The sequence below is a fragment of the Neorhizobium sp. LjRoot104 genome, assembly GCF_964253725.1.
Classification (GTDB): Bacteria; Pseudomonadota; Alphaproteobacteria; order Rhizobiales; family Rhizobiaceae; genus Neorhizobium.
The window spans coordinates 1204839-1229074 of record NZ_CAXURS020000001.1 but is presented as its reverse complement, the minus strand read 5'-3'; the positions used below and the strand labels follow the sequence as shown (position 1 = coordinate 1229074).

Below are 24236 nucleotides of genomic sequence, written 5' to 3'. Positions count from 1 at the left end.
CATCCGATAGTTAGTCCTGGATTGACTGTATATTGTTGCTCACTGAGTCTGTCATCAGGAAAGAGCGGGCATTGCGCCGCAGCCCACGGACCGGAGATATCGACAATAGCCGCCAACCGTTGCCGGCCGCCCTAGCCGCTCCGGGTATCGCTCTCGCCCAGGACATCCCGGGCGGCCTGGCTCTTGTTCGGTTTGTCCGGAACATTGCCGTTGTCTTCCGCACGATCCCGGTGGAGAGCGGCGCGGGCCAGGAGCATCAAGGTAATCGGGGTCGTCACCGTCACGAATATGCCGATCAGCAGTTCGTGGATGACCGGACGCCCCGAAGACACCGTGAAAAAGATCATCGAGGCCAGCATGACGCCGCCGATCCCCCAGCTGGTGCCGAGCGTCGGGGCGTGGATGCGCTCGTAGAAGGTCGGCAGGCGCAGGAAGCCGATCGCGCCGATCAGCGCCAGGCCGGAACCGATCAGCAGGAAAAACGCGACGGCGATTGCTGCCCAGACGGGCATGTCGGCGGCAGACTGCATCATTCGATCACCTCCCCGCGCATCAGGAATTTTGCCAGCGCCACGGTCGCCACGAAGCCCAGCATGCCCATGACCAAGGCCGCCTCGAAATAGATCACCCGGCCGGTGCCGATGCCGAAGGTCACCAGCAGCAGCATGGCGTTGATATAGAGCGTGTCGAGGCCGATGATACGGTCCTGCGCCCGTGGGCCCCGGAACATGCGCACCGAAGCGATCGCCATCGCCGCCGCCAGCATCAGCTGGGCAAGCGAGACCGCACTGAAGATAATGATGGCGCTCATGCGAATATCTCCATCAGCAGCTTCTCATATCTGTTCTTGATCGTGTTGCGCCATTCCGCCTCGTTGTCGATATCGAGCACATGCAGCAGCACCGTCCGGTCGTTGGAATCGTATTCCAGCCAGGCCGATCCCGGCGTGCTGGTCAGCACCACGGCGAGTACCGCGATCGCCGTGTGGTTCTCGATGTCCAGCGGGACCGTCAGGAAGCCGGGATTGTGGCTGCGCCGGCCGCTCCTGAGAATAATCCGCGCCACCGCGATGTTCGATTTGGCAATATCGTAGAGCACGATCCCGAACAGTTTCGGCAGCAGGTACCATTTGGCGAACCTCGGCTTGTCCGGGCGCAGCGACGCCATCGCCCAGGAGGCAAACACCGCGACCAGGATGCCGAGCACCAGGTGGCCGGGCGTGAAGCCGTTGAGCAGCAGCCACATCAGGATCAGCGACACGGTGAGCAACGGATAGGGCAGCATCACTTGCTCCCTGCGTTGGTGGAGGCTACCCCGTCGTAGTCGGGGACGGGCGCCGCATTGCGCACGGCGTCGATATAGATCCTCGGGTTGCCGAGGCTGCGGATCGTGGTGTCCATGTACTGCATCGCGGGTCCGGCCTGAACAGTCAAAGCCAATGTCAGGGCAAGCAGGAACATTACCGGCACGATCTCGATGACGAGGACGCGCGGTACGGTTCCCTCGATCGAGCTCCAGAAGGTGCGGATGCCGGCGCGCGTCATGGAGATCAGCGCGGCGATGCCGGAGAGGATGACGAGGATGACCAGGACCCAGACGGTCGCCGTGGGCGGCACGCCGATCGCCCCCGTGCCCATCATCGCAGACAGCATGGCGAACTTGGCGATGAAGCCGGAGAGCGGCGGCAGGCCCGAAAGCAGGATGCCGCAGGCGGCAAAGCAGATGCCGAGGATCGCCATCGTGCCGGGCATGGTGACGCCGTCGCCCTCCTCCGGTTCGTCCTCGTCCGCGTCGCCATAGGCTTCCATGGTCACCGCAAGAACGATCGCGCCGGCATCCTGGCCGCGTTCGACAAGCTCGATCAGCATGAAGAAGGCGCTGATCGTCAGCGTCGAGCTGACGAGATAAAGCAGTGCGCCGGACGAGATCGCTCCGTCATTGATGCCGAGCACCATCAGCAAGGTTCCGGACGAGACCAGAACCGAGAAGCCCGCAAGCCTTCCGAGCGCCTGCGACGCCAGCACGCCGATCGTTCCGAATATGATGGTTGCCATCCCGCCGTAGAGCAGCACCTCGGCGCCGAAACCGGCAGACGGGCCCTCGCCGAAAAGCAGCATGGTCAGCCGCAGGATGATGTAGATGCCGAGCTTGCTCATGATCGCGAAGATGCCGGCAACCGGGGCCGACGCCGCGCTGTAGGCCGTCGGCAGCCAGAAGCAGAGCGGCCACATGCCGGCCTTGATAAGGAAGGCGATGCCGAGCACGCCGGCTCCCGCCTCCATCAGCATGCGGCGGTCCGGCTCGATATCGGGAATGCGGGCGGCGAGATCGGCCATGTTGAGCGTGCCGGCGGTGCCGTAGATCAGGCTGACCCCGATCAGGAACAGAAGTGCCGCGGCCAGGTTGACGGCGATATAGTGCATGCCCGCCTTGACGCGCAGCGGACCGGAACCGTGCAGCAACAGCCCGTAGGATGCCGCCAGCATGACCTCGAAGAAAACGAACAGGTTGAACAGGTCGCCGGTCAGGAAGGCGCCGTTCAGCCCCACAAGAAGAAGCTGGAACATGGTGTGGAAATGCGCACCCACTGCATGCCAGCGGGCAAGCGAAAAGACCAGTGCGGCGACCGAGAGCAGCGTCGTCAGCAGCAGCATCAGCGCCGACAGCGCATCGAGAACGAGCACGATGCCGAATGGCGCCGCCCAGTTTCCAAGAAGGTAGACACCGTTGAAATCGTTCGGTCCGCCTTCTATCCGCAGAAGCGCGAGCGAGACAGCAACCAGGATCAGCGTCGATGCGAGGCTGATCATCGCCTTTACGACGCGCTGGCGCTCATCGAAGAGCAACAGCAGCGCGGCCACGACCAGCGGCACGAGGATCGGCGCAATAATGAGGTGATGGCTCCAACCATTCATTTCGGCTCGTTCCTCCCATCGACATGGTCGGTGCCCGTCAGACCCCGGGAGGCCAGCAGCACGACGAGGAACAGCGCGGTCGTCGCAAAGCCGATAACGATGGCCGTCAGCACCAGCGCCTGCGGCACCGGATCGGCGAGCGTCGAATTGGGAACGCCATCGACGAGGATTGGCGGGACATTGGTCTTCACGCCGCCGACGCCGAAGATGAACAGATTGACGGCATAAGAGAGAAGCGAAAGGCCGACGATGACCTGATAGGTACGCGGGCGCAGGATGAGCCAGACGCCGCAGCCCGTCATCACGCCGATCGCGGTGGCAAGAACCAGTTCCATCAGCCCTCCTCCGACCTTGCCGCATCGATCGCCCGCAGGCGGTTGATGCGGATCGACTGGTGTGCCAGCGCCACGAGAATGAGGACCGTCGAGCCGACCACCAGCGAGAAGACGCCGAGATCGAAGAGCAGCGCGGTGGCGGCGGGCATCTTGCCGATCAGCGGCAGCTCGACATACTGGAAATGCGAGGTCAGGAACGGATAACCGAAGAACCAGGCGCCGATGCCGGTCGAAACCGCCGTCAGCAGGCCCGCCCCCATCCAGCGCAGCGGCAGAATGCGCAGACGATCTTCCGCCCAGCGCGTGCCGCCGGCCAGGTATTGCAGCAGGAAGGCGATCGACAGCGTCAGCCCGGCCGAGAAGCCGCCGCCCGGCAGGTCATGGCCGCGCATGAAGATATAGACTGAAAAGGTTATGATAACCGGGAAGAGCCAGGTCATGATCACCGAGGGGACGAGCAGGTAGTCGCGCACGGTATCGCCGGCCGAACGCTCGGGGCGATCCTCGTCAAAACGGTTCTGGATAAGCTGCTGCTCCGGCAGGTCCATGCTGTCGTCGGCTGGTCGGAAACGGCGAAGCAGCGCGAAGACCGTCAGCGCCACGACGCCGAGCACGGCGATCTCGCCAAGCGTGTCGAAGCCGCGGAAATCCACTAGGATGACGTTGACGACGTTGCGCCCGCCGCCTTGCGAATAGGCGTTTTCGAGGAAGTAGTTGGCGATCGCATCCGGCACCGGCATGGTCATGACGGCATAGGCGATGAAGGACATGCCGATGCCGCAGACGACGGCGAGCGCCAGGTCGCGGAAGCGGCGGAAACGGGCGCGCAGCGTGATGGACTCAGCCAGTCCCTCCGTGCGCTTCGGCAGCCAGCGCAGGCCGAGCAGGATAAGGACGGTGGTGACGATCTCGACCAGAAGCTGGGTGATCGCAAGATCCGGCGCCGAGAGCCAGACGAAGGTGATGCAGACGATCAGGCCCACTCCACCAAGCATGACAAGCGCCGCCAGCCGATGGTATTTAGCGAGATAGGCGGTGCCGAAGGCGAGGCAGATGCCGAGCAGCCAGATCGCCGCAAAGGCCGGATCGATGCCGGAAAAGGCGATGTCGCGCGTTTCGAAACCGGAGAGATAGAGCGGCAGCAATCCGGCGAGGAAACCGGTCGCCACCACCCAGCGAAGCTGCGGCTGAAGATTGCGGGTGCCGAAGCGCCGTTCCAGCGTCCTGGCCCAGCGCCAGGACACCTCGACGAGGACACGCTCGAAGATGCGCTGGCCCTTGAGGTTGCGCAGGATCGGCGGGCCGTCCTCGCAGGTCGCGAGATATTTCCTGAGCGCGAAATAGAGGAGCGCTCCGCCGACCAGCGCGATGGCGCTCATGATCAGCGGCAGGTTGACGCCGTGCCAGATGGAGAGGCTGTATTCCGGTGTTTCAGGGCCCAGCACGCTGACGACGGCGGTCTGCAGGAAAGGCCCGATGGAGATTGCCGGGATGATGCCGACGATCAGGCAGGCGACGACCAGAAGATCGATCGGAAAGCGCATCCAGCGCGGCGGCTCGTGTGGCTTCGGCTTGGGCAGGTCGGCCGACGGGGGGCCGAAGAAGACGGTGTGGATGAAACGCAGCGAATAGGCGACGCTGAAGGCGCTGGCGAGCGTCGCCACGTAAGGCAGGATGCGGTCGAGAATGGAATCCGCGTGGGTTTCGACCGCTTCCGCGAAGAACATTTCCTTCGACAGGAAACCGTTGAGCAGAGGAACTCCGGCCATGGCGGCACTCGCCACCATGGCCAGCGTGCCTGTGATGGGCAGATACCGGAAAAGACCGCTCAATCGTCGCATGTCGCGCGTGCCGGTCTCGTGGTCGATGATGCCGGCGGCCATGAACAGCGATGCCTTGAACGTCGCATGGTTGACCATGTGGAAGATCGCCGCGACAGTCGCCAGCGGACTGCCGAGGCTCAGAAGCGTGGTGATGAGGCCGAGATGGCTGATCGTCGAATAGGCGAGCAGGCCCTTCAGGTCCTGCTGGAACATGGCGAAATAGGCGCCGAGTAGAAGCGTGATGATGCCCGCCAACCCGACCAGATAGAACCATTCATAGGTTCCCGACAGGGCTGGCCAGAAGCGCACCAGCAGGAAGACGCCGGCCTTCACCATGGTCGCCGAATGCAGGAAGGCCGAGACCGGGGTCGGCGCCGCCATGGCATTGGGCAGCCAGAAATGGAACGGGAACTGGGCGCTCTTGGTCAAGGCGCCGAGCAGGATGAAGACCAGAGCCGGGACATAGAGGGAATGGCCGCGGATGACGTCACCGGCGGCGAGAATCTTGTCGAGGTCGTAGCTGCCGACGATGTTGCCGAGCAGCAGCAGGCCGATCAGCAGGCAGAACCCGCCGATCCCGGTGATCGTCAGCGCCATGCGGGCGCCATCGCGGGCGGCGGCATTGTTGTGCCAGTAGCTGATCAGCAGGAAGGAAAAGATGCTGGTCAGTTCCCAGAATACCGACAGAAGGATGACGTTGCCGGAGATGACGATGCCGAGCATCGCGCCCATGAAGGCGAGCAGGAAGGAGAAGAAGCGCGGGACCGGATCGTCTTCCGACATGTAATAGCGGGCATAGACGACCACCAGAAAGCCGATGCCGGCGATCAGCATGGAGAAAAGCCAGGCGAAACCATCCATGCGAAGGGTGAAGTTAAGCCCAAGCTGCGGCAACCATGTGCCCTCGAAGCGCAAGATCCCGCCATTGGTGACGCTCGGATAGAAGGCCGCGACGATCACCAGGCAGAGAAACGCGGTGGCACCGGCCACCCAGGACGGCAGGACGCGCGAGCGCGTTCGCAGCAGAGATACGGAGACCAGGCTTCCGAGGAAAGGCAGGACCAGAAGGATAAGAAGAAGATATGGTCCTGACGTTATCCCAATGCTCCGGCCTTTCTATGTGCGGCACATTCGCGAAAGCGCGTGATGCGAAGATGCCTGCGAATGCTCCATCTAGCAATCGAACTCAAATTGCCATATATGAAAGATATTGACCAATATGGGCAGTTTGGTGAGATGGGTCAAGCCGCAAAGAACGCAATTTTGACGCCGGCCTTGTGCCGCGCCGCCCGCGGGTTTCTGGATTGGACGCAGTCCGATCTGGCCGACCGTTCGGGCGTGTCGCGCAGCACCATCCGCGATTACGAAGGCAGCCGGCACGACCTTCACCGCGCGACGGAGGCGCAGCTTCGCCTCGCCTTCGAGGAGGGCGGCGTTGCCTTCGTCCATATGGAAGGCGGCCACTTCGGCGTCTGTCCGAAATCCGTCCAGACGCCGCAATAGGTCGAGCGAAGCGCGGCTCCGACCCGGCGTCGCCAGTTGGTGTCCGAGCCCGCGCGCCTTCCAGCCTCGGCTGGAAGGGAAAAAACTCGGAATTGTCAAAGCCGACATGGGGCTCCGCCGGGCTTCCATGGGTTTGCAGCTCGTGCCAGGCAGATTCGAGACCGACCTGCTGACTCAGTCGGCGATGCTGTCGGGCGCTCAGGTCTTAGGCATGCCTTCGGGCCTCAGCGCCTTCTTCAGCGCCGCGATGCGGAAGATTGCGTTCGGGGCGCCGTAGCCGCGATAGCCGCGCCGTTCGACGATCTCGAAGAAGAAACCCTCGCCATAGGTCATGCTGTAGAGCTGGAAATATTCGCCGTGCTCGTCGCGGTCGTAGAGGATGTTTTCCGCCTTCAGCCGTTCCGAGAGGTCCGCATCGAGGCCGAAACGGGCTTCGACGTCGCCGTAATAATTGGGCGAGATCTGCAACGGTCGAAAACCGTTCCTTCGCAAGGCCGCCGCGGTCGCAAAGATGTCGTCGGTGTGGAAGGCGAGATGCTGGACGCCGGACCCGAATTTTTCGGCAATGAAATGCCCGGCCAGCGTGCGGCGGTTCTCGGCGCCGTTCAGCGTGATCCTGAGCGTGCCGGAGGCGTTTTCGACCACCTGGCTGCGCACCACGCCGGAAGGATCGATGATATCGACCATCGGCGTCTTGTGGGTCTCGAAGATCGACGTGTAGAACAGCAGCCAGGTCAGCATCTCGTCATAGGCAACGGTCTGCGCCACATGATCGACCCGCAGCAGATGCGCCGGCACCACGTCCGCGTCGTCCTCGACGGCCACGAAGTCGATTTCCGAAAACCGGCCGAGATCGCTTTTTTTGTCGAGCAGATAGATCAGACCGCCGCCGACGCCGCGTATCGCCGGGATTTCGACTTCGCCTTCCGCCACCGGCTGGCTGAACGGCTCGGCATCAAGCGCCATGGCGCGCGCAAAAGCCTGTTTGGCATCATCCACCACCAGCGCCATCGCATAGGCGGAGGTGCCGTGGACCGCAAACGAGGTGTTCGCAAAGCCCTGTTCGTCGGTGTTGACGATCAGCCGGATATCACCCTGCTGGAAGATGCTGACCTTTTTCGAACGATGCGCCGCGGTGCGCCGGAAACCGAGCGTGCGCAGGATGCCGGTGAGGTCGGCCAGATCCTTTTCGTCGGTCGAGAACTCGACGAAGCCGACGCTCTCGACCTTCGCCCGGTCCGGCATCCCGGCGACGGTGAGGTTTTCCACATTCGGCGCCCGGCGCACCTGGTCGCCGAGATAGATCAGCGAGCGATGGCCATCGTCGGCAATCGCCCGGCTGGAGCCGCCGCGGAACTGGTCGTTGAAGATCTCCAGCGAGAAATACCCGTCGTAGCCGGTCTCGGCGATCGCGGTGGTAAAGGCCGTCACCGGCAGGTCGCCCTCGCCCGGCATGTTGCGGAAATGCCGTGACCAGTAGAGCAGGTCCATGTCGATCAGCGGCGCATCGGCAAGCTGGACGATGAAGATCTTGTCCTTCGGGATGGAGCGGATCGAATTGATGTCTATTCTGCGCGACAGCGTGTGAAAGCTGTCGAGGATCAGGCCGATACTGGGATGGTCGGCGCGCCGCACGATCTCCCAGGCATCGCGGTGGTCGTTGATATGCCGGCCCCAGGCGAGCGCCTCGTAACCGACGCGCAGGCCGCGTTTTGCCGCCCGCTCGCCGAGTTCGTGGAAATCGGCCGCCGCCCGGTCGATGCCGCCGAGCGAGACCGGCGAGACGTTGGAGCAGACCAGCACGAGGTCGGTGCCGAGTTCCTGCATCACGTCGAACTTGCGCTCGGCTCGATCGAAGGTGCGGCTCCGATGCGAGGCGGGCATGCCCTCGAAGTCGCGGAACGGCTGGAACAGGGTGATCTCCAGGCCGAAATCGCGGACCATCCTGCCGACATCCTTCGGGCTGCCGTCAAAGGCGAGGAAATCGTTCTCGAAGATCTCCACCCCATCGAAACCAGCCTGGGCAATCGCCTCAAGCTTCTCCGGCAGTTCCCCGCTGATCGATACCGTGGCTATCGACGTCTTCATGCGTTCGCTCCCTCCCTGCCCTCCGATGTGCTGCGGAGGCTCCTCGGTTGGTCCGGCGAGCGACCTCCCGCTCTATGCCGGCACCAGACGCGTCATTTTGTACTAAACAGTTCGTAACATCAAATGGAAGATTTTCCATGCCGCTTTTCTCTATGCCTCCGACCGGAGACTTCCGCACTATGCTCCCTGCGCGCCATCAACGTAGCGGGATGAGGGACGTTAACCCGATCAGATCTTCAACTTTCCCGTCCAGGCGAGCACGGTTTCCGCCATCGTCGCGAGATGGTCTGCGGTGGAAAAGCCGGAAATTTTCTTGCGAGGCTTCAGGTCGTGGTCGCCGTCCTCGAGCCAGAGGGTTTCGATGGTTTTCGAGAGTTCGTAGCCGGATACTTCCTCGCGGGTACCGAATTCATCGCGGGTTCCCTGGCAGATCAGCGCAGGAGCCTTGAGACCTTTCAGATGTTGGGTGCGCAGCTGCTCCGGCTTTCCCGGAGGATGGAACGGATAACCGAGGCACAGCAGACCGGCGATCCGGCCTTCGGAATAAAGTTTGTCGGCAACCATGCTCGCAACCCGTCCGCCCATCGATTTGCCGCCGATGATCAGCAGCCCTTTCGCACCGAGTTCGGCGACCGCCGCCATGTATTCGGGATCAAGCGTCTCGGCCCGCGGCGGCGGTTTGCGATCGCCGGAGGTGCGCCGCGCCGCCATATAGCCGAACTCGAAACGCGCCACGCGAAAACCCCTGGCCGACAGTGCGTCCGATACCGCCGTCATCGATGCGGAATCCATCGGTGCGCCGGCGCCATGCGCCAAAAGGATCGTGACGCGCGCGTCCTCCGGTCCCTCGATCAGAAATCGCCCTGACATCTTGCTCCCTCAATTCAGGTTCACTTTTCACACGTGCCTGTCGGATCACGCCGTTGGCGCACGTCCTTTGTATGGGCGGGCCATGGCCGCCCGCAATTTGGCGACTATATCAACGAGAGCAAGGCCAAGTCTCCTGCCCGACCATTACAGATGGAGGAATGTCATGGATATGCAGAGCCTCACCCCAGCAATCGAGCTTGTGAAAAAGAACGGCGTGCACTTCCCGAACGAAAGCGCCGCCTACAGGGAGGCGCGGGATGCGCTTCTCGCCGAGGAAATCGAACTCCGCCGCCATATCGAACGCGTCGCCGAGCAGAGACGTCATCTGCCGCCGGGCGGGCATGTGCCGAAGAACTATCGGTTCGAGGGCGCGAACGGCGCGATCTCGTTCGAAGAACTGTTTGCGGACAAGGAAACGCTGGTCATCTACAGCTATATGTTCGGCCCGGAGCGCGAGCGGCCCTGTCCGATGTGCACGTCGCTGCTCTCCTCCTGGGACGGAGAGGTTCCCGACATCCAGCAGCGCGTCGCATTCGCGGTCGTGGCGCGCTCGCCGCTGCAGCGCCTCACGGATTTCAAGAAGGAACGCGGCTGGCACCATCTGCCGCTCTATTCGGATACGACCGGCGAGTTCAGCCGGGACTATCACGCGCTCGGCAAGGACGGCAGCGATGACGCCGCCTTCAACGTGTTCACCCGCCGGGATGGAACGATGCGGCATTTCTGGAGCGGCGAGATGGGCGGCGCCACCGCCGATCCGGGCCAGGACCCGCGCGGCGCGCCCGATCTGATGCCGATCTGGACGATCCTCGATTCGACTCCGGAAGGCCGGGCGCCGCACTGGTACCCCAAACTGTCCTATTAGGACTTAAGTCCTGCGCTGCTATTGCGGCGGAACGAAAGATGATGTCGCCACGTTCTCCGGCCACCTCAACCGAAAGGGAAGTGTCCATGAAAAAGCTCATCATTCTCTCCGCCGCGGTCGGTCTCCTTGCGACTGGCGCAATGGCCCAGCAGAGCACGGTCAATGGCGCCGTGGGCGGTGCTGTTACCGGCGCGATCGTCGGCGGCCCGGTCGGCGCTGCCGTCGGCGGCGTGGTCGGCGCAGTTGCCGGCACGGCGATCGATCCGCCGCCGGAACGGGTCGTTACCTATGTGCGCCAGCAGCCGGTACAGCAGTCCGTCGTGGTGCAGGAACGCGTCGTCGTCGGCCAGCCGATCCCGCAGCAGGTGGTGCTTACCCCTATTCCGGAATCGCCGACCTATGCCTATGCGGTCGTCAACCAGCAGCGCGTCATCGTCGATCCGCGCACCCATACGGTGGTTCAGGTCGTCGAGTGATCGTTCCGCATTGCTGATGAAAAGCCGTCGTATCGAGAGGTGCGGCGGCTTCTTTTTGCGATCACCGACGGCGCGATCATTTTTTTTCGAATTCGCCGGAACCAATTGCCGGCTTCGCCGTTTTCTAGGGTTGGTATCCAGGGAGGAAACGAAAGATGCCGCAGGCAAGTTGGCAAAAACCGGTGCGCGTCGCCTTCGGGCAACTCGGTACTGAGGTCATAAACGGACCGTTCGAGGCGCTTGCGCTGCTGACGGATCGGTGGCCGGACATGCGCGGACCACACTTTGTCAAGGCGCGCAGCGTCTGCCGGGCAGCGCTCGATGGGCGCAGGTCACCGGAGGAAGCGCGCCAGCAGTTCGAACAGGCAGTCAGCGAAGCGCAATTGCATCTCAACTGAACGAAAAAGGCCGGCGATCGTCGGCCTTGATGGTTCAGAGACCGATGATATCGCCGAAAAGCCGGAGGGTGGAGCCGGAAAGGGCGATTGGCGCGAACAGCACGGAGAAACACAGGCACGGCCCGCGCTTGCCCGCGATCGGCCGGTGGTCCAGCGTTTCGTCCGCGATCGAGACATCACCCTTTCCGAAATTGCCGCGATGGTCATGAAATTCGCCATCGAGCACCAGTGTCAGTTCAAGTCCATGATGGCCGTGCTGAGGCAGCGCCCTTCCGGGTCGCACCCATAAAAGGCTTGCCTCGACATCCTTCGACTTCTCGATGACGTGATGGCGCAGCCCCGGGAGCTTCGTTGTCCATCGGATATCGTCGAGGTCCGCACCGGCATAAGCACGCAGCGACGCGGGAAATCTCGATTTCTCGATGATCCTGGCGGGAAACTCCGCTGGGTCGGCAGAGGCGAAGATTTCGGCCAACCGTCGCTTGCGGGCCGACAATGCCACGGGCGGCGTCGTGTGCAGGGCCTCACCGGCAAGGCCCTCCAGGAGACCTGCCAGTTTCGCGGCTGAAGCCTGCATTTCCAGATGCGAACCGACGAGAACGTGAGCCGGCTCAGGAAGAGAGCCGGACACGTAATGCGCGATCAGAAGATCCAGCCGTTCGAGGTTCTGCAGCATGTCCAAATGCCAGTTTCACGCAAGAAATCCGGTCAAAACGCAGTCAATCGACGCGCAACACGGATCCGTATCTGCTTCAACTGTACGTCTATACGTCTGGAGACAAATTTGGATTACTACTTCCAATATAATAGGGCCGATTTTTTTAAGGGCTTGTCGACACATTAGAGGATGGCGCTTCGGACCTCTTCCATCCGCCCCTCGCAACCGCGGATCCGGCCTCGAAAAGACGGATTTTACCGAGGCCAACCCTTTCCGGAAACAGAATTTCTTGCCCTCGGGTCCTTGTCCGCCGAAAAGACCCTGTTTACATGTGCGATGAACAAGAAGGCACCCCCGATGACCTCCCATTCCTCCGTCCTCGACGTGATCGGCAACACGCCCCTCATCCGGCTGAACGGCGCTTCCGAAGCGACCGGATGCGAAATTCTCGGCAAGGCGGAGTTTCTGAACCCCGGCCAATCGGTCAAGGATCGCGCGGCGCTCTACATCATCCGCGATGCCGAGAAGAAGGGCCTGCTGCGCCCCGGCGGCGTGATCGTCGAAGGCACGGCCGGCAATACCGGCATCGGCCTGACCCTGGTCGCCAAGGCGCTCGGTTACCGCACCGTCATCGTCATCCCGGAAACCCAGAGCCAGGAAAAGAAGGATGCGCTGAAGCTGCTCGGCGCCGAGCTGGTCGAGGTTCCCGCCGTTCCTTACAAGAACCCCAACAATTACGTGAAGATCTCGGGCCGGCTTGCCGAGGAACTCGCAAAGAGCGAGCCTGCCGGCGCTATCTGGGCCAACCAGTTCGACAACGTCGCCAACCGGGAAGCCCATATCCAGACCACGGCGCCGGAGATCTTCGAGCAGACCGGCGGCAAGGTGGATAGCTTCATCTGCGCGGTCGGCTCGGGCGGTACGCTTGCCGGCGTCGCCATGGGCCTCAAGGCCCGCAACCCGGACATCAAGATCGGCATAGCCGATCCGGAAGGTGCCGCGCTCTATGAATTCTACGCCCATGGCGCGTTCAAATCGGAAGGCAATTCGATCACCGAGGGCATCGGCCAGGGCCGCATCACCGCCAATCTCGAAGGTTTCAAGCCGGACTTCGCCTACCAGATCCCGGATGCGGAAGCGTTGCCCTATATCTTCGATCTCGTCGAGCACGAGGGCCTGTGCCTCGGCGGTTCGACCGGCATCAATATCGCCGGCGCCGTTCGGCTCGCCCGGGATCTAGGCCCCGGGCACACGATCGTGACGGTGCTCTGCGACTACGGCAACCGCTACCAGTCCAAACTGTTCAACCCGGACTTCCTGAAGTCGAAGGGCCTGCCGGTGCCTGCCTGGCTTACGCAGAAGCGACAGATCGACATTCCCTTCCAGGCGGTCTGATACCCATAACACAGAGTGATGCATGCCCGTTGAAGCTCTCTACCGCGACGATTTCTATCTATCGACAGCAGAAGCCGCGGTAACGGCCATCCACGAGGACGGCGGTATCGAGCTTGATCGCACCTGTTTTTATGCGGCATCCGGCGGCCAGCCGGGCGATACCGGCTTTCTCGAACGCGCCGACGGCACGAAAATCCAGCTCGGTCAGACCAGACACGGCGCCACCAAGGATATTGTCATCCATGTGCCGCTCGAAGGCGAGGCGCAGCCGCTGGTCGGGGAAAATCTGGTCCTGCATATCGACTGGCAGCGTCGGTACAAGCTGATGCGCATGCACACCGCCTGCCACCTTCTTTCCGTCGTCTGCCAGTATCCGATCACCGGCGCCGCGGTCGGCGAAGAGGAATCGCGCGTCGATTTCGACATGACCGACACGATCGACAGGCAAGAAGTCACGGCCAGGCTGATGGAGCTGGTCGGCCAGAACCACCCCGTCTACCTGCAGTGGATCACCGACGACGAGCTTGCCGCCAATCCGGGCATCGTCAAGTCGAAGAACGTCCGCCCGCCGATGGGACTCGGGCGCGTCAGTCTCGTCTGCATAGGCGAAAATTCCAGCGTTGACAGCCAGCCCTGCGGCGGCACACATGTCTCCGAAACGCAGGAGGTCGGGGCGATTCATATCGCCAAGATCGAGAAGAAGGGCAAGGAAAACCGCCGATTCCGCATCCGGTTCGGCGAGCCCGGCGCAGAGGCCTGACAGCGGGTCCAAAGGAGATTTGACATGAGTGAAACCAGCCGTTTCGTCGTTTCGTCCGAGCGGCTTCACAACGAGCTCGGCAGTCCCGACCTCAAGATCCTCGACGCGTCCTTCTACCTGCCGGCGCAGAACCGCGATGCGGACTCAGAATATGCGGCAGGCCACATTCCCGGCGCCATCCGCTTCGACCACGACAAGGTCGCCGACCATTCGACCGGCCTGCCCCACATGGTGCCGGCTCCGGACGTATTTGCCGAGGCCGTCGGCCGGATGGGCATCCGCGAGAACGACCGGATCGTCATTTATGACGGTCCCGGCATCTTCTCCTCGCCGCGCGGCTGGTGGCTGTTCAGGATCATGGGCGCCAAACAGGTCTTCGTGCTCGACGGCGGCATCGACGCCTGGAAGGCCGAAGGCCGACCGCTCGAGACCACCGTCCCCTCGCCCGAACCGGTCACCTTCACCCCGAATTTCCGGATCGATAAGGTGATCGACTTCCAGACCATGCTGTCGATCGTCAGCGACGGCACGCGCCAGATCGCCGATGCGCGGCCGGCTGGCCGTTTCGCCGGCACCGACCCGGAACCCCGCGCCGGCATGCGCTCCGGCCATATGCCGGGCGCAGCCAGCCTTCCGTCCGGCACGTTCTCGGTCAATGGCAAGCTGCGTTCGCTGCCCGAGTTGCAAAAGGCGATCGAGGATGCCGGCATCGATTTCGGCCGGCCGATCGTGACGAGCTGCGGCTCGGGCATCACCGCCGCGATCATCACGCTCGCGCTCGAATCGCTGGGCCATGAGGACAACGCACTTTACGACGGCTCGTGGACCGAATGGGGCAGCCGCCAGGATACGCCCGTCGTCACCGGCCCGCCTTCGCCGAAGGCGGCTTGAGCGCCATGGCCAAGAAGCCCGCTCCGCTGAAAGCCCATGTCACCAGCCTGGAAATGACCGCGCCGCCGAAAACCAGCCTAGCCGTGCCGGTCAATATCCAGACGGCGATCATCCGCGCGCCCGAAATACCGCTTCACTACTACCGCTATCTCTATCGGCAGGTGGGAAAACGCTGGCACTGGTACAAGCGGCTGCGCATGAGCGACGAGGAGCTTGCGACCACGCTCCACAATCCGCGCACCTCCGTCACCGTGCTTTACGTCAACGGCGCGCCGGCCGGCTTTTTCGAGCTGTTCAAGGAAAGCGACGATATCGTTGAACTTTCCTATTTCGGGCTGTTCGAGCGGGCGATCGGGCTCGGCATCGGCAAATGGTTCCTGCTCCAGGCGCTCTATGCGGCCTGGCAGGACAACCCGCAGAAGGTGACCGTCACCACCAACACGCTCGACCACCCGCGCGCCCTGCAGCTCTACCAGATGATGGGTTTTTCGCCGGTTTCGACCTATGAGGCGCTGGTTCCGCCGATGACGGATGCCGAGCTCCTGAAGGCGCTCGACGGCTGATGTCGCAACTTTCACCCAAGGCGCTACTCGTCGCTTTGGTGTTGATGGTCCTCATTGTCGTCATGCTGTTCCTCTCCTTGTTGGCGGTCAGGATCGCCCTCTACGTTCCGCAAACCGTGAGCATCGACCGGATCGACGTGCTGTGCTCGAAGCGGCCGCCGCGACGGCAGATACCCTGGGTTACACCACCGCGCCGATGGAGTTCGGATTGCGCCGGCTTGAGGCGACAGTTCGGCCGGTCGGATGTTTCAGAAGATACGTTCATCTCGTTTGCATATGCCTCCCCCGCCGACCGCAGGAACTACCGCGGCGTACTGCAGCGCAGCCTGAACGATCTCAGCCAACCAGCCCGGACGGGCGATCGCATCGAGATCGAAGCCTCGCGGCTGATGCCCGAAACCTTCACCGACTGGTCGAGCCCCAGCATCGACCCGGAAAATGTCATCCGCCCAACGCCAAACGGCTACTGATGCCAGCCCACCGATACAGCGGATTTCATATTCCCGATCAGCGGCAAGTATCGGGTGGCGGGACGCGTCCCGCAGGCGCATCTCTTGTTCGACATGCACAGGAGAAAGCCATGACCATCGCCTTCATCGCCATGCCCGCCGCCGATGCCGAGCACCTCTGGAACGGCGGCCCCGACGCCTATGGACGCCTGCCCGAAACCATGACCTCCGACGGCCCCGGCTATCCATGCCGTCATTGCCTGCAGAATATCGATGCCGGCGAGGAACTGCTGGTTCTCGCCTACCGCCCCTTCCCCGAACTGCAGCCCTATGCGGAAACCGGCCCGATCTTCCTGCACAAGCGGCCCTGCCGGCGCTATGCCGCTGAAGAGGTTCTGCCGCCGATGCTGTCGAGCACCGACTACATCGTCCGCGGCTACGGCCATGACGACAGGATCGTCTATGGCAGCGGTGCGGTAACGCCGACCGGGAAAATCGCATCGCGCGCCGAGGAATTGCTCGCCCGCGGCGACATCGCCTATGTCCATGTCCGCTCGGCCCGCAACAATTGCTACCAGTGCCGGATCGACAAGGTCGAGGTGCCGGTATTCGCGGATGCCGCACTGGCGATCTGAAATGCGAAGGCGCGCCGTTCTATCGAAGCGGCGCGCCGTCATGTTCGTTCTCGGGCCTGCTGAGGCTTCAATTCTGGGTATTGTCGCCCTGCTCGTCGTCGCGTTCGAGATTTTCGGCGAAATCGAGCAGCAGCCTGACGATCTCGCCGCCCTTCTTCTCGTCACCCTCGAGCTTGCGGGCGATCACCTCGCGAAGGTTGAGCATGGCGGCATCGACGCTGCGCGGCAATGACGGACCGCTGTCGCGGCCCCGCTCATGGCGCTCCTGCCGCTGCTTGATGCGCTCGGCGAGCTGCGACAGCCGGTCGAGGATGGTGGCGGCAAAGCTGCGGTTCTCGTCGAGATATTTGCGGCCTTCGTCGGTGATCGCATAACGCTTCTTGTTGCCGTCCGCCTCGGCGACGACGTAGCCGGCCTCTTCGAGATAGGTCAGCGTCGGGTAGATGACGCCGGGGCTCGGCGCGTAGAAGCCGTAGGTGAGATCCTCGATATGCTTGATGATCTCGTAACCGTGGCGCGGTTCCTTCTCGATCAGCGCCAATACGACGAGGCGCAGGTCGCCCTGCATCAGGAACCGGCCGATACGGCCATCGCCGTCATCGCCGAAACCGCGGCCGCCACCGGGACCGCCCCGGCCGCCGCGTCCAAGTCCCCCGCCAAACGGCCCGCCGCGCGCGGCGAACACTTCCTCGAAACCCTTGCGGCCGCCGCGTTCGCCGCAGCCATGTCTTCCTTCGAACCTGTGCTTGAACATTTTCTGTCTCCTCAGACTGTCTTTCGATATATCTAAAGATAGCAATCCAGAGTTCTTCGTCAATAAGATAGATATATCTAAATAATATCTGATTGATTTTGAACACAGAAAAACGCCGGACGCGATGCGTCCGGCGTCTCTCCAGCCCCTAATCGATGGCCGGCGGCCCAACTCTTCCCGTTAAGCGACGCTCAGCAGGCTTTCCGGCGCGAAGGCCTCATAGCCCAGAGCTTCCGCAACCGGCTTGCTGGTGACGCGGCCCCTGTGGACGTTGAGGCCGTTGCGCAGGTGTCGGTCTTCGGTGATCGCCCGCAGGCCGCGGTCGGCAAGCGCCAGGCCATGCTGCAGCGTCGCATTGTTCAGCGCATGCGCAGACGTCACCGGCACGGCGCCCGGCATGTTGGCCACGCAATAATGCACGATGCCATCGACCTCGTAGGTCGGCTCGGAATGCGTCGTTGCATGCGAAGTCTCGAAGCAGCCGCCCTGGTCGATCGCGACATCGACCATGACCGCGCCCTGCTTCATTCCCGACAGCATTTCGCGGCTGACCAGTTTTGGCGCGGCGGCGCCTGGAATGAGCACGGCACCGATGATGAGGTCGGCGCTGAAGACTTCCTCTTCCACCGCGTCGATCGTCGAATAGCGGGTGTGGACGCGGCCGTTGAAGATATCGTCGAGCTGGCGAAGACGCGGCAGCGACCGGTCGATGATCGAGACGTCGGCGCCGAGACCGGCGGCCATCCGGGCCGCATGCAGGCCGACGACGCCGCCGCCGATGACGGCGACCTTGGCCGGCAGCACGCCCGGCACGCCGCCGAGCAGGATGCCGCGGCCGCCATTGGCCTTCTGAAGCGCAGTCGCGCCCGCCTGGATCGCAAGACGTCCGGCGACTTCCGACATCGGAGCCAATAGCGGCAGGCCGCCGCGGTCGTCGGTCACGGTTTCATAGGCGATGGCGGTGACGCCGGACGCGAGCAGGCCCTTGGTCTGTTCCGGATCGGGCGCCAGATGGAGATAGGTATAGAGAAGCTGGCCGTCGCGGAGCTGCGCCCATTCGGAGGGCTGCGGTTCCTTGACCTTGACGACCATGTCGGACTTTTCGAAGATTTCCTTGGCCGAACCGACGATCCTGGCCCCGGCTGCCATATAGGCGCCGTCATCCGCGCCGATGCCGGCGCCGGCCTTGGTTTCGATCAGCACTTCGTGGCCATGGGCCACATATTCGCGTACCGCACCGGGTGTCAGCCCTACGCGATATTCATGGTTTTTGATTTCCTTCGGGCATCCGACACGCATTCAGCGTTCCTCTCAGTTGTGGCTCTCGCCGTTGATGTTCCCGGCCCAAAGCAAACCAGAAAATCGCCAGAATGTCCTTGCGAAGACGAATTGCGGAATATCGAATTTTCGCAGATAATTGCGCAGTTGAACGATTTTTCGAAGGATCTACGAGTGAGCGCATTGGATGCCATCGATCTTGCGATCATGCGGACCTTGCAGCAGGAAGGCCGCATCTCCAATGCGGAGCTTGCCGAGCGGGTCGGGCTGTCGCCATCCGCCTGTTCGCGGCGGCTCGACATCCTCGAAAAGAGCGGCACGATCAGCGGCTACCATGCCCGGCTTTCCAACAAGGCGCTCGACTACAAGATGATGGTGATCGTCCACATCTCGCTGTCCGGCCAGTTCGCCAAGACGCTCACCGAATTCGAGGCGGCGGTGAAGCTCTGTCCCAACGTGCTGGTCTGTTACCTGATGTCCGGCGAATATGACTATATCCTGCGGGTCGCAGCCAAGGATCTCGAGGATTACGAGCGCATCCACCGCGACTGGCTGTCGGCGCTGCCGCATGTGGTGAAGATCAATTCCAGCTTTGCGCTGCGCGAAATCATCGACAAGCCGAATGTCGGGTTATGATTGGATTCGCTCGACTTTTATGGATCGTCCTAAAGGGATTTCAAGAGGGGGCGTGTATCCTTCGCCATCAAGGAAACAACGAGGGACAAGACCATGGCCGCGATCACCGGACGGATGAAGACCCGCAGCACCGAGCGCAAGAAGACCCGCATCCTGGGCACGGTCAAATACTTCAACCAGGCGGTCCAAGGCCGTGTCACCGATCTCTCGGCGACCGGCATGGCGCTTGATCTGGGCGGACGCGTCCTGCATGCCGCGGACGGCAGTCCGGTCAGGGTCGAAAGCGAAGAACTCGGCATCCTGGAAGGCACCGTCAAGTGGCGCCGCAGCGGTCGTCTCGGCGTGCAGTTCAGCGTCAATAGTAACGCGATTGCGCAGGTCTCGTCCTACTTCCGCTTTTTTCACAGGGAAGTTCCGGCCTCGCGTTGAGACGGACTGCAGTCTTTTTCGCAGTGCATCCCATTTTCAACACATTCACGATCTGGCGAATCAGCTCGATGCATAAACTTGACCAATGTAAAGGCCGTCAAAGCGCGAAATATCTAGCCGTCACTGGCATTTACCGAATATTTACTACTTGCCGTTGAGTCGATAAGTGATAAGGTCCTAATTTATTCAGAGCAAACAAACTAAAAACCGTCCTCGTTAAGAGTAGCGGCTGTTCAAGCGTCCATGTTTTTCCCGCCTGCATTGAGCTGATAGCCACGGCGCGCAGGCAAGACCAAGGATGCTTCGATGGTTGCAGTGCCCTTTACCTCGCCGTCCCCGATATCGCGGGCGCCCCGCCGGCTCGTGACCCTCGTTACCTGGCTGGCAATGGCGCTGCTGGGTCTGGGCGGGCTGCTGGCGGCCTCGCACGGACCGCCCCATTCTGCCTTCACCCTCGGCGAGGGATTCGTTCTCCTGGTGCTTGCAACGGCTTTGTTGGCAACCTCTATCTGGGCAAAGCGGAGGATACAGCGCGATATCGACGCGAAATTCTATCGGCTTGAAAGGTTCACGCAGGCGTTCGGGCAGACCCAGGGCACCTTGCGCAGCCTCGAGGGCAGGATCGTGTTCTGGGGGATCGGCGCAGAACGCCTGTATGGCTATTCGGAAAAGGAAGCGCTGGGGAAAAACGCGACCGAGCTTTTGCAGACCCGCTACCCGGTCCCTATCGAGGAAATCAATGCGATCCTCGCCCGCGACGGCGAATGGCAGGGTGAGCTCACGCGCCGGCACAAGGACGGCAGAGAGATCCATATCATCAGCAGATGGTCATTGGACCGCGGCGAGGCCGGGGAACCGGAAGTTGCGATCGAAATCAGCACCGACATCACCTCCATCAAGCTCGCCGAACGGCAACTCCATCAGACCAATGCCCTCTTGCGCGCCATTCTGGAGACCGCGCCGGGACTGATCTATGCCAAGGACATGCAGGGCCGCCTCATCCTGGCCAACGTCTCGACCCTGGATTTGATCGGCAAGCCATGGTCCGAAGTCGAGGGCCGCACGGATCTCGAATTCCTGGACAGCAAGACGCAGGCCGAGTCCGTCATGGCCAATGACCGTCGGATCATGGATCAGGCAAGAACCGAAGAATTCGAAGAGGCCATCAGCCATGAGGGCCGCCATCCCCGGGTCTGGTCGTCGACCAAGGCCCCTTTGCGCGATGCCGATGGCAAGGTCATCGGCCTGGTGGGCGTTTCGGTCGAGATCACCGAGAGGAAACGGATCGAAGAGCGGTTGCAGCTCATGGTCAACGAGTTGAACCACCGGGTCAAGAACACGCTTGCGACCGTCCAGGCCATCGCCTCCCAGACCCTGCGGGGCGGCGATCCGATCGTGCGGCAGACTCTGGAACGACGCCTCATGGCACTCGCCGCCGCCCACGACGTCCTTACCCGCGAAAATTGGGAGGGGGCCGATATCGACGACGTGGTGACCGGCGCGCTTGCACCGTTCGGCGAGGGCGGGGACTATCGCTTTGCCGTCTCCGGGCCGTCGCTCCGGCTGCTGCCGCGGGCAGCACTCGCGCTTGCCATGGGTTTGCACGAACTGACGACCAATGCCCTTAAATACGGCGCGCTCTCGACGCTCGCAGGTCAGGTCGCGATAGACTGGCAGATTGTCGAGGGCGCCAAGCCTCTGCTGCGATTGACATGGACGGAAAGCGGCGGCCCGCGGGTGGTTGCGCCCTTGAGGCGCGGGTTCGGCGTCAGGCTGATCGAGCGCAGCCTTGCTCAGGATCTCGGCGGCAAGGCATCGGTGATATTCGACCAGCCTGCGGGGATCATCGGTACGATCGAAGCGCCGCTGGCCGACGTCGCCGTTTCGGCGGAGGTGACGCCTTTCGTGCAAACGGGTGCAAGGTGAACGACACCCATATCTTCGCCGGAATTCGCGTCCTCATCATCGAAGACGAAGCACTCGTTTCGATGATGCTCGAAGAGTTCCTGGAGCAGATCGGATGCAAGATGGTCGGCACCGCCTCGCGGCTCGACGATGCGATCATCAAGGCCCGGTCACTTCCCGTAGACATGGCGCTGCTTGACGTAAACCTCGCCGGCGAAACCAGTTTTCCGGTCGCCGAGATCCTCACCGCGCGGGACATTCCGTTCATTTTCGTGACCGGATACGGGGCGCTCGGACTGCCAGCGGAAATGCGCCATATCCCCATCCTTCCCAAACCCTTCCAGATGGCCCAACTGATCGACGCGATGCGAATGGCGGCCTATTGACGCCTGGCTTGCGCATCTCGCCCGCGCGGCATCCGGGACAGAGGCAGCCCCCATATATTCCTCTCCTCCGACGCTTCAGAATCCGCTTGGCGATGCAATGCACGCGGGTCAATATGGCGCCGAATTGTTGCTTACCGGTCCGTACCAAGGAGGCTGCCCATGTCGTCGCTCAACGATCTTCATCCGATCACCCGCCGCTCGCTGCTCGGAGGTTTTGCCGCCTCCTCGGCGCTCGTGATGCTGCACCCGTTTGCCGCCCGCGCGGCCGGCAATCAGGCGCATCTGCGCATCATGGAAACGACCGATATCCACGTCCACGTCTTCCCTTACGACTATTACGCCGACAAGCCGAACGACACGCTCGGCCTTGCCCGCACCGCCTCGATCATCGACGCGATCCGCGCCGAAGCCGGCAATTCGATGCTGATCGACAATGGCGACTTCCTGCAGGGCAATCCCATGGGCGACTACATGGCCTATGAGCGCGGCATGAAGGACGGCGACAAGCACCCGGTCATCAAGGCGATGAACGTGCTCGGCTACGATGCCGGCACGCTCGGCAACCACGAATTCAACTACGGCCTCGACTTCCTGTTCAAGGTTCTGGCCGGTTCCGGTTTTCCTTATGTCTGCGCCAACCTCACCAAGGGCGCGCTGGCGTCCGACGCCAAGAAGGACGAGCTTTTCCTGAAACCCTACGTGATCGTCGAAAAGCAGATCCGTGACGGTTCGGGCGCGACGAGCCCGGTCAAGGTCGGCTTCATCGGCTTCGTGCCGCCGCAGATCATGACATGGGACGCGAAGAACCTCGAAGGCAAGGCACAGACCCGGGACATCGTCGATGCCGCCAAAGCCTGGGTTCCGGTCATGAAGGAGGAAGGCGCCGATATCGTCATCGCCCTCTCCCATTCCGGCATCGACGGAGGCGGACAGAGCGAGCGGATGGAAAACGCCTCGCTCTATCTCGCGGGCATCCAGGGCATCGATGCGATCTTCACCGGCCACCAGCATCTGGTCTTCCCCGGCACCAAGGATTTCGACGGCATTGTCGGTGCCGACACCAAGAAGGGCAAGCTGATGGGCAAGCCCGCCGTCATGGGCGGCTTCTGGGGCTCGCATATGGGCCTGATCGACCTTTTGCTCGAAAAGGACGGCAAGAGCTGGAAGATTGTCGATTCCTCCTCGGAAGCCCGGCCGATCTACCATCGCGACGATGCCCGCAAGATCGTCGCCGACGTCAAGGACAAGCCGGAAGTCATCGCCGCCGCCAAGGAAGAGCACGAGGCGACGCTCGCCTATGTGCGGCGCGCCGTCGGCAAGAGCTCGGCACCGCTCTACTCCTACTTCGCGCTGGTCGCCGATGACCCGTCGTTGCAGATCGTCTCCAATGCCCAGACCTGGTACATCAAGGACATGCTGAAAGAGGGCCAGTACAAGGACCTGCCCGTCCTGTCCGCCGCCGCTCCCTTCAAGGCCGGCGGCCGCGGCGGCGCCGAATATTTCACGGACGTCCCGGCGGGCGCCATCGCCATCAAGAACGTCGCCGACCTCTATCTCTATCCGAACACCGTGCAGGCGGTGCTGATCACCGGAGCACAGGTCAAGAACTGGCTCGAAATGTCGGCCGGCATGTTCAACCAGGTGACCTCAGGCGCCAAGGACGCGCCGCTGCTCAACAACGATTTCCCGTCCTACAATTACGACGTCATCGACGGCGTGACCTACCAGATCGACCTGTCGCAGCCGGCCCGGTTCGACAAGGACGGCAAGCTGATCAATGCGAACTCCAACCGCATCGTGAACCTGCAGTACAACGACAAGCCGATCGACCCCGAACAGAAATTCGTGGTGGCGACCAACAACTACCGCGCCGGCGGCGGCGGCAAGTTCCCGGAGATCGCCGGCGACAAGGTGATCTTCGTGGCGCCCGACACCAACCGCGACGTGATCGTGCGCTATATCGTCGACCAGGGCACGATCAACCCGTCGGCCGACGCCAACTGGTCGTTCAAGCCGCTGCCCGGCACCACCGCGATCTTCGAGACCGGCCCCAAGGCCCGCCACTTCGCCGGCCAGATCAAGGGCGCCAAGATCGAGGATGCCGGCGACGGCGAGAACGGCTTTGCGAAGTTCCGGCTGGTGCTCTAGCATCCGACGGAACGCGTGCAATCCATGACAGCAGGACGGCAGCCCCAGCGGCTGCCGTCTTTCTTTCCAAGCCCGT

26 protein-coding genes are annotated in these 24236 nt (G+C 62.3%); 15 read left to right on the top strand and 11 right to left on the bottom strand.

The window, feature by feature from the left end; translation table 11 throughout:
• Window positions 1-131: 131 nt before the first annotated feature.
• The 6 genes from mnhG to ACSQ8R_RS06245 are packed head-to-tail and all read right to left on the bottom strand — an operon-like array spanning window position 132 to window position 6171.
• Complete coding sequence (gene mnhG / locus ACSQ8R_RS06270) at window positions 132-533, bottom strand: monovalent cation/H(+) antiporter subunit G (RefSeq protein WP_436252563.1); 402 nt, start codon at window positions 531-533, stop codon at window positions 132-134.
• Window positions 530-811 (bottom strand): K+/H+ antiporter subunit F, encoded by a 282-nt coding sequence (locus tag ACSQ8R_RS06265; protein ID WP_436252562.1) that lies wholly within the window; start codon window positions 809-811, stop codon window positions 530-532. The genes mnhG and ACSQ8R_RS06265 overlap by 4 nt, the downstream gene beginning before the upstream one ends.
• A complete protein-coding gene (locus ACSQ8R_RS06260) occupies window positions 808-1284 on the bottom strand; it encodes a Na+/H+ antiporter subunit E (protein WP_436252561.1) in 477 nt (158 codons plus the stop codon). Before ACSQ8R_RS06260 ends, ACSQ8R_RS06265 begins: the two co-directional genes overlap by 4 nt.
• Complete coding sequence (locus ACSQ8R_RS06255; protein WP_436252560.1) at window positions 1284-2915, bottom strand: monovalent cation/H+ antiporter subunit D; 1632 nt, start codon at window positions 2913-2915, stop codon at window positions 1284-1286. Before ACSQ8R_RS06255 ends, ACSQ8R_RS06260 begins: the two co-directional genes overlap by 1 nt.
• Window positions 2912-3250, bottom strand: a complete 339-nt coding sequence (locus ACSQ8R_RS06250; RefSeq protein WP_046630827.1) for a Na+/H+ antiporter subunit C — start codon at window positions 3248-3250, stop codon at window positions 2912-2914. The genes ACSQ8R_RS06255 and ACSQ8R_RS06250 overlap by 4 nt, the downstream gene beginning before the upstream one ends.
• Complete coding sequence (locus tag ACSQ8R_RS06245) at window positions 3250-6171, bottom strand: monovalent cation/H+ antiporter subunit A (RefSeq protein ID WP_436255392.1); 2922 nt, start codon at window positions 6169-6171, stop codon at window positions 3250-3252. The genes ACSQ8R_RS06250 and ACSQ8R_RS06245 overlap by 1 nt, the downstream gene beginning before the upstream one ends.
• A 93-nt stretch (window positions 6172-6264) precedes the next feature.
• Between ACSQ8R_RS06245 and ACSQ8R_RS06240 the strand changes: the two genes are divergently transcribed.
• Entirely contained in the window at window positions 6265-6576 is a 312-nt protein-coding gene (locus tag ACSQ8R_RS06240) for a helix-turn-helix transcriptional regulator (protein ID WP_436255391.1), read from the top strand.
• Window positions 6577-6774: 198 nt separating this feature from the next.
• Here the strand turns inward: ACSQ8R_RS06240 and ACSQ8R_RS06235 are convergent, their stop codons facing one another.
• Together ACSQ8R_RS06235 and ACSQ8R_RS06230 are read right to left on the bottom strand one after the other, a co-directional pair.
• Window positions 6775-8664 carry a bifunctional sugar phosphate isomerase/epimerase/4-hydroxyphenylpyruvate dioxygenase family protein gene (locus ACSQ8R_RS06235; RefSeq protein ID WP_436252559.1) on the bottom strand — a complete coding sequence of 630 codons (1890 nt, stop codon included), beginning with the start codon at window positions 8662-8664 and terminating at the stop codon, window positions 6775-6777.
• Between the two features lie 228 nt (window positions 8665-8892).
• Window positions 8893-9534 carry an alpha/beta hydrolase family protein gene (locus tag ACSQ8R_RS06230; protein WP_436252558.1) on the bottom strand — a complete coding sequence of 214 codons (642 nt, stop codon included), beginning with the start codon at window positions 9532-9534 and terminating at the stop codon, window positions 8893-8895.
• A gap of 163 nt (window positions 9535-9697) precedes the next feature.
• Between ACSQ8R_RS06230 and ACSQ8R_RS06225 the strand changes: the two genes are divergently transcribed.
• The 3 genes from ACSQ8R_RS06225 to ACSQ8R_RS06215 all read left to right on the top strand — a co-directional run bounded on the left by ACSQ8R_RS06225 (window position 9698) and on the right by ACSQ8R_RS06215 (window position 11273).
• A complete protein-coding gene (locus ACSQ8R_RS06225) occupies window positions 9698-10399 on the top strand; it encodes a DUF899 family protein (RefSeq protein WP_436252557.1) in 702 nt (233 codons plus the stop codon).
• Between the two features lie 86 nt (window positions 10400-10485).
• On the top strand, window positions 10486-10875 hold the full coding sequence (locus ACSQ8R_RS06220) for a DUF1236 domain-containing protein (protein WP_436252556.1): 390 nt from the start codon (window positions 10486-10488) through the stop codon (window positions 10873-10875).
• A 155-nt stretch (window positions 10876-11030) separates the two neighbouring features.
• Window positions 11031-11273, top strand: coding sequence for a DUF982 domain-containing protein (locus tag ACSQ8R_RS06215; RefSeq protein ID WP_436252555.1), 243 nt, complete (start codon window positions 11031-11033; stop codon window positions 11271-11273).
• A gap of 34 nt (window positions 11274-11307) precedes the next feature.
• On the opposite strand, the gene ACSQ8R_RS06210 is transcribed toward ACSQ8R_RS06215, so the two are convergent.
• Window positions 11308-11949, bottom strand: a complete 642-nt coding sequence (locus ACSQ8R_RS06210) for a ChrR family anti-sigma-E factor (RefSeq protein ID WP_436252554.1) — start codon at window positions 11947-11949, stop codon at window positions 11308-11310.
• 339 nt (window positions 11950-12288) lie between these two features.
• Between ACSQ8R_RS06210 and ACSQ8R_RS06205 the strand changes: the two genes are divergently transcribed.
• From ACSQ8R_RS06205 to ACSQ8R_RS06180, 6 genes are all read left to right on the top strand, one after another.
• Window positions 12289-13326 carry a cysteine synthase A gene (locus ACSQ8R_RS06205; protein WP_436252553.1) on the top strand — a complete coding sequence of 346 codons (1038 nt, stop codon included), beginning with the start codon at window positions 12289-12291 and terminating at the stop codon, window positions 13324-13326.
• Window positions 13327-13348: 22 nt separating this feature from the next.
• Entirely contained in the window at window positions 13349-14086 is a 738-nt protein-coding gene (locus ACSQ8R_RS06200; protein WP_436252552.1) for an alanyl-tRNA editing protein, read from the top strand.
• Window positions 14087-14110: 24 nt separating this feature from the next.
• On the top strand, window positions 14111-14977 hold the full coding sequence (gene sseA, locus ACSQ8R_RS06195; protein ID WP_436252551.1) for a 3-mercaptopyruvate sulfurtransferase: 867 nt from the start codon (window positions 14111-14113) through the stop codon (window positions 14975-14977).
• 5 nt (window positions 14978-14982) lie between these two features.
• Window positions 14983-15540 (top strand): GNAT family N-acetyltransferase, encoded by a 558-nt coding sequence (locus ACSQ8R_RS06190; RefSeq protein ID WP_436252550.1) that lies wholly within the window; start codon window positions 14983-14985, stop codon window positions 15538-15540.
• On the top strand, window positions 15540-16010 hold the full coding sequence (locus ACSQ8R_RS06185; RefSeq protein ID WP_436252549.1) for a hypothetical protein: 471 nt from the start codon (window positions 15540-15542) through the stop codon (window positions 16008-16010). Before ACSQ8R_RS06190 ends, ACSQ8R_RS06185 begins: the two co-directional genes overlap by 1 nt.
• 110 nt (window positions 16011-16120) lie before the next feature.
• Window positions 16121-16624 (top strand): DUF1203 domain-containing protein, encoded by a 504-nt coding sequence (locus ACSQ8R_RS06180; protein ID WP_436252548.1) that lies wholly within the window; start codon window positions 16121-16123, stop codon window positions 16622-16624.
• Window positions 16625-16691: 67 nt separating this feature from the next.
• On the opposite strand, the gene ACSQ8R_RS06175 is transcribed toward ACSQ8R_RS06180, so the two are convergent.
• Entirely contained in the window at window positions 16692-17378 is a 687-nt protein-coding gene (locus ACSQ8R_RS06175) for a PadR family transcriptional regulator (protein ID WP_436252547.1), read from the bottom strand.
• A gap of 180 nt (window positions 17379-17558) precedes the next feature.
• Complete coding sequence (gene ald, locus ACSQ8R_RS06170; RefSeq protein WP_436252546.1) at window positions 17559-18677, bottom strand: alanine dehydrogenase; 1119 nt, start codon at window positions 18675-18677, stop codon at window positions 17559-17561.
• Window positions 18678-18830: 153 nt separating this feature from the next.
• Here ald and ACSQ8R_RS06165 point away from each other — a divergent pair, with 153 nt between their 5' ends.
• From ACSQ8R_RS06165 to ACSQ8R_RS06145, 5 genes are all read left to right on the top strand, one after another.
• Window positions 18831-19292, top strand: a complete 462-nt coding sequence (locus tag ACSQ8R_RS06165; protein WP_436252545.1) for an Lrp/AsnC family transcriptional regulator — start codon at window positions 18831-18833, stop codon at window positions 19290-19292.
• 93 nt (window positions 19293-19385) lie between these two features.
• Window positions 19386-19721, top strand: coding sequence for a PilZ domain-containing protein (locus ACSQ8R_RS06160; RefSeq protein WP_436252544.1), 336 nt, complete (start codon window positions 19386-19388; stop codon window positions 19719-19721).
• A gap of 306 nt (window positions 19722-20027) precedes the next feature.
• Window positions 20028-21647: a sensor histidine kinase gene (locus ACSQ8R_RS06155; protein WP_436252543.1), complete on the top strand. Its 1620-nt coding sequence runs from the start codon at window positions 20028-20030 to the stop codon at window positions 21645-21647.
• Complete coding sequence (locus ACSQ8R_RS06150) at window positions 21644-22012, top strand: response regulator (RefSeq protein WP_436252542.1); 369 nt, start codon at window positions 21644-21646, stop codon at window positions 22010-22012. Before ACSQ8R_RS06155 ends, ACSQ8R_RS06150 begins: the two co-directional genes overlap by 4 nt.
• A 159-nt stretch (window positions 22013-22171) precedes the next feature.
• Window positions 22172-24160 (top strand): bifunctional 2',3'-cyclic-nucleotide 2'-phosphodiesterase/3'-nucleotidase, encoded by a 1989-nt coding sequence (locus tag ACSQ8R_RS06145; RefSeq protein ID WP_436252541.1) that lies wholly within the window; start codon window positions 22172-22174, stop codon window positions 24158-24160.
• Window positions 24161-24236 lie beyond the last annotated feature (76 nt).

Coding starts and splice junctions, on each gene's coding strand:
- mnhG (WP_436252563.1), bottom strand. CDS start 533: ATGATGCAGTCTGCCGCCGACATGCCCGTCTGGGCAGCAATCGCCGTC.
- ACSQ8R_RS06265 (WP_436252562.1), bottom strand. CDS start 811: ATGAGCGCCATCATTATCTTCAGTGCGGTCTCGCTTGCCCAGCTGATG.
- ACSQ8R_RS06260 (WP_436252561.1), bottom strand. CDS start 1,284: ATGCTGCCCTATCCGTTGCTCACCGTGTCGCTGATCCTGATGTGGCTG.
- ACSQ8R_RS06255 (WP_436252560.1), bottom strand. CDS start 2,915: ATGAATGGTTGGAGCCATCACCTCATTATTGCGCCGATCCTCGTGCCG.
- ACSQ8R_RS06250 (WP_046630827.1), bottom strand. CDS start 3,250: ATGGAACTGGTTCTTGCCACCGCGATCGGCGTGATGACGGGCTGCGGC.
- ACSQ8R_RS06235 (WP_436252559.1), bottom strand. CDS start 8,664: ATGAAGACGTCGATAGCCACGGTATCGATCAGCGGGGAACTGCCGGAG.
- ACSQ8R_RS06230 (WP_436252558.1), bottom strand. CDS start 9,534: ATGTCAGGGCGATTTCTGATCGAGGGACCGGAGGACGCGCGCGTCACG.
- ACSQ8R_RS06225 (WP_436252557.1), top strand. CDS start 9,698: ATGGATATGCAGAGCCTCACCCCAGCAATCGAGCTTGTGAAAAAGAAC.
- ACSQ8R_RS06220 (WP_436252556.1), top strand. CDS start 10,486: ATGAAAAAGCTCATCATTCTCTCCGCCGCGGTCGGTCTCCTTGCGACT.
- ACSQ8R_RS06215 (WP_436252555.1), top strand. CDS start 11,031: ATGCCGCAGGCAAGTTGGCAAAAACCGGTGCGCGTCGCCTTCGGGCAA.
- ACSQ8R_RS06210 (WP_436252554.1), bottom strand. CDS start 11,949: ATGCTGCAGAACCTCGAACGGCTGGATCTTCTGATCGCGCATTACGTG.
- ACSQ8R_RS06205 (WP_436252553.1), top strand. CDS start 12,289: ATGACCTCCCATTCCTCCGTCCTCGACGTGATCGGCAACACGCCCCTC.
- ACSQ8R_RS06200 (WP_436252552.1), top strand. CDS start 13,349: ATGCCCGTTGAAGCTCTCTACCGCGACGATTTCTATCTATCGACAGCA.
- sseA (WP_436252551.1), top strand. CDS start 14,111: ATGAGTGAAACCAGCCGTTTCGTCGTTTCGTCCGAGCGGCTTCACAAC.
- ACSQ8R_RS06190 (WP_436252550.1), top strand. CDS start 14,983: ATGGCCAAGAAGCCCGCTCCGCTGAAAGCCCATGTCACCAGCCTGGAA.
- ACSQ8R_RS06185 (WP_436252549.1), top strand. CDS start 15,540: ATGTCGCAACTTTCACCCAAGGCGCTACTCGTCGCTTTGGTGTTGATG.
- ACSQ8R_RS06180 (WP_436252548.1), top strand. CDS start 16,121: ATGACCATCGCCTTCATCGCCATGCCCGCCGCCGATGCCGAGCACCTC.
- ACSQ8R_RS06175 (WP_436252547.1), bottom strand. CDS start 17,378: ATGTTCAAGCACAGGTTCGAAGGAAGACATGGCTGCGGCGAACGCGGC.
- ald (WP_436252546.1), bottom strand. CDS start 18,677: ATGCGTGTCGGATGCCCGAAGGAAATCAAAAACCATGAATATCGCGTA.
- ACSQ8R_RS06160 (WP_436252544.1), top strand. CDS start 19,386: ATGGCCGCGATCACCGGACGGATGAAGACCCGCAGCACCGAGCGCAAG.
- ACSQ8R_RS06155 (WP_436252543.1), top strand. CDS start 20,028: ATGGTTGCAGTGCCCTTTACCTCGCCGTCCCCGATATCGCGGGCGCCC.
- ACSQ8R_RS06145 (WP_436252541.1), top strand. CDS start 22,172: ATGTCGTCGCTCAACGATCTTCATCCGATCACCCGCCGCTCGCTGCTC.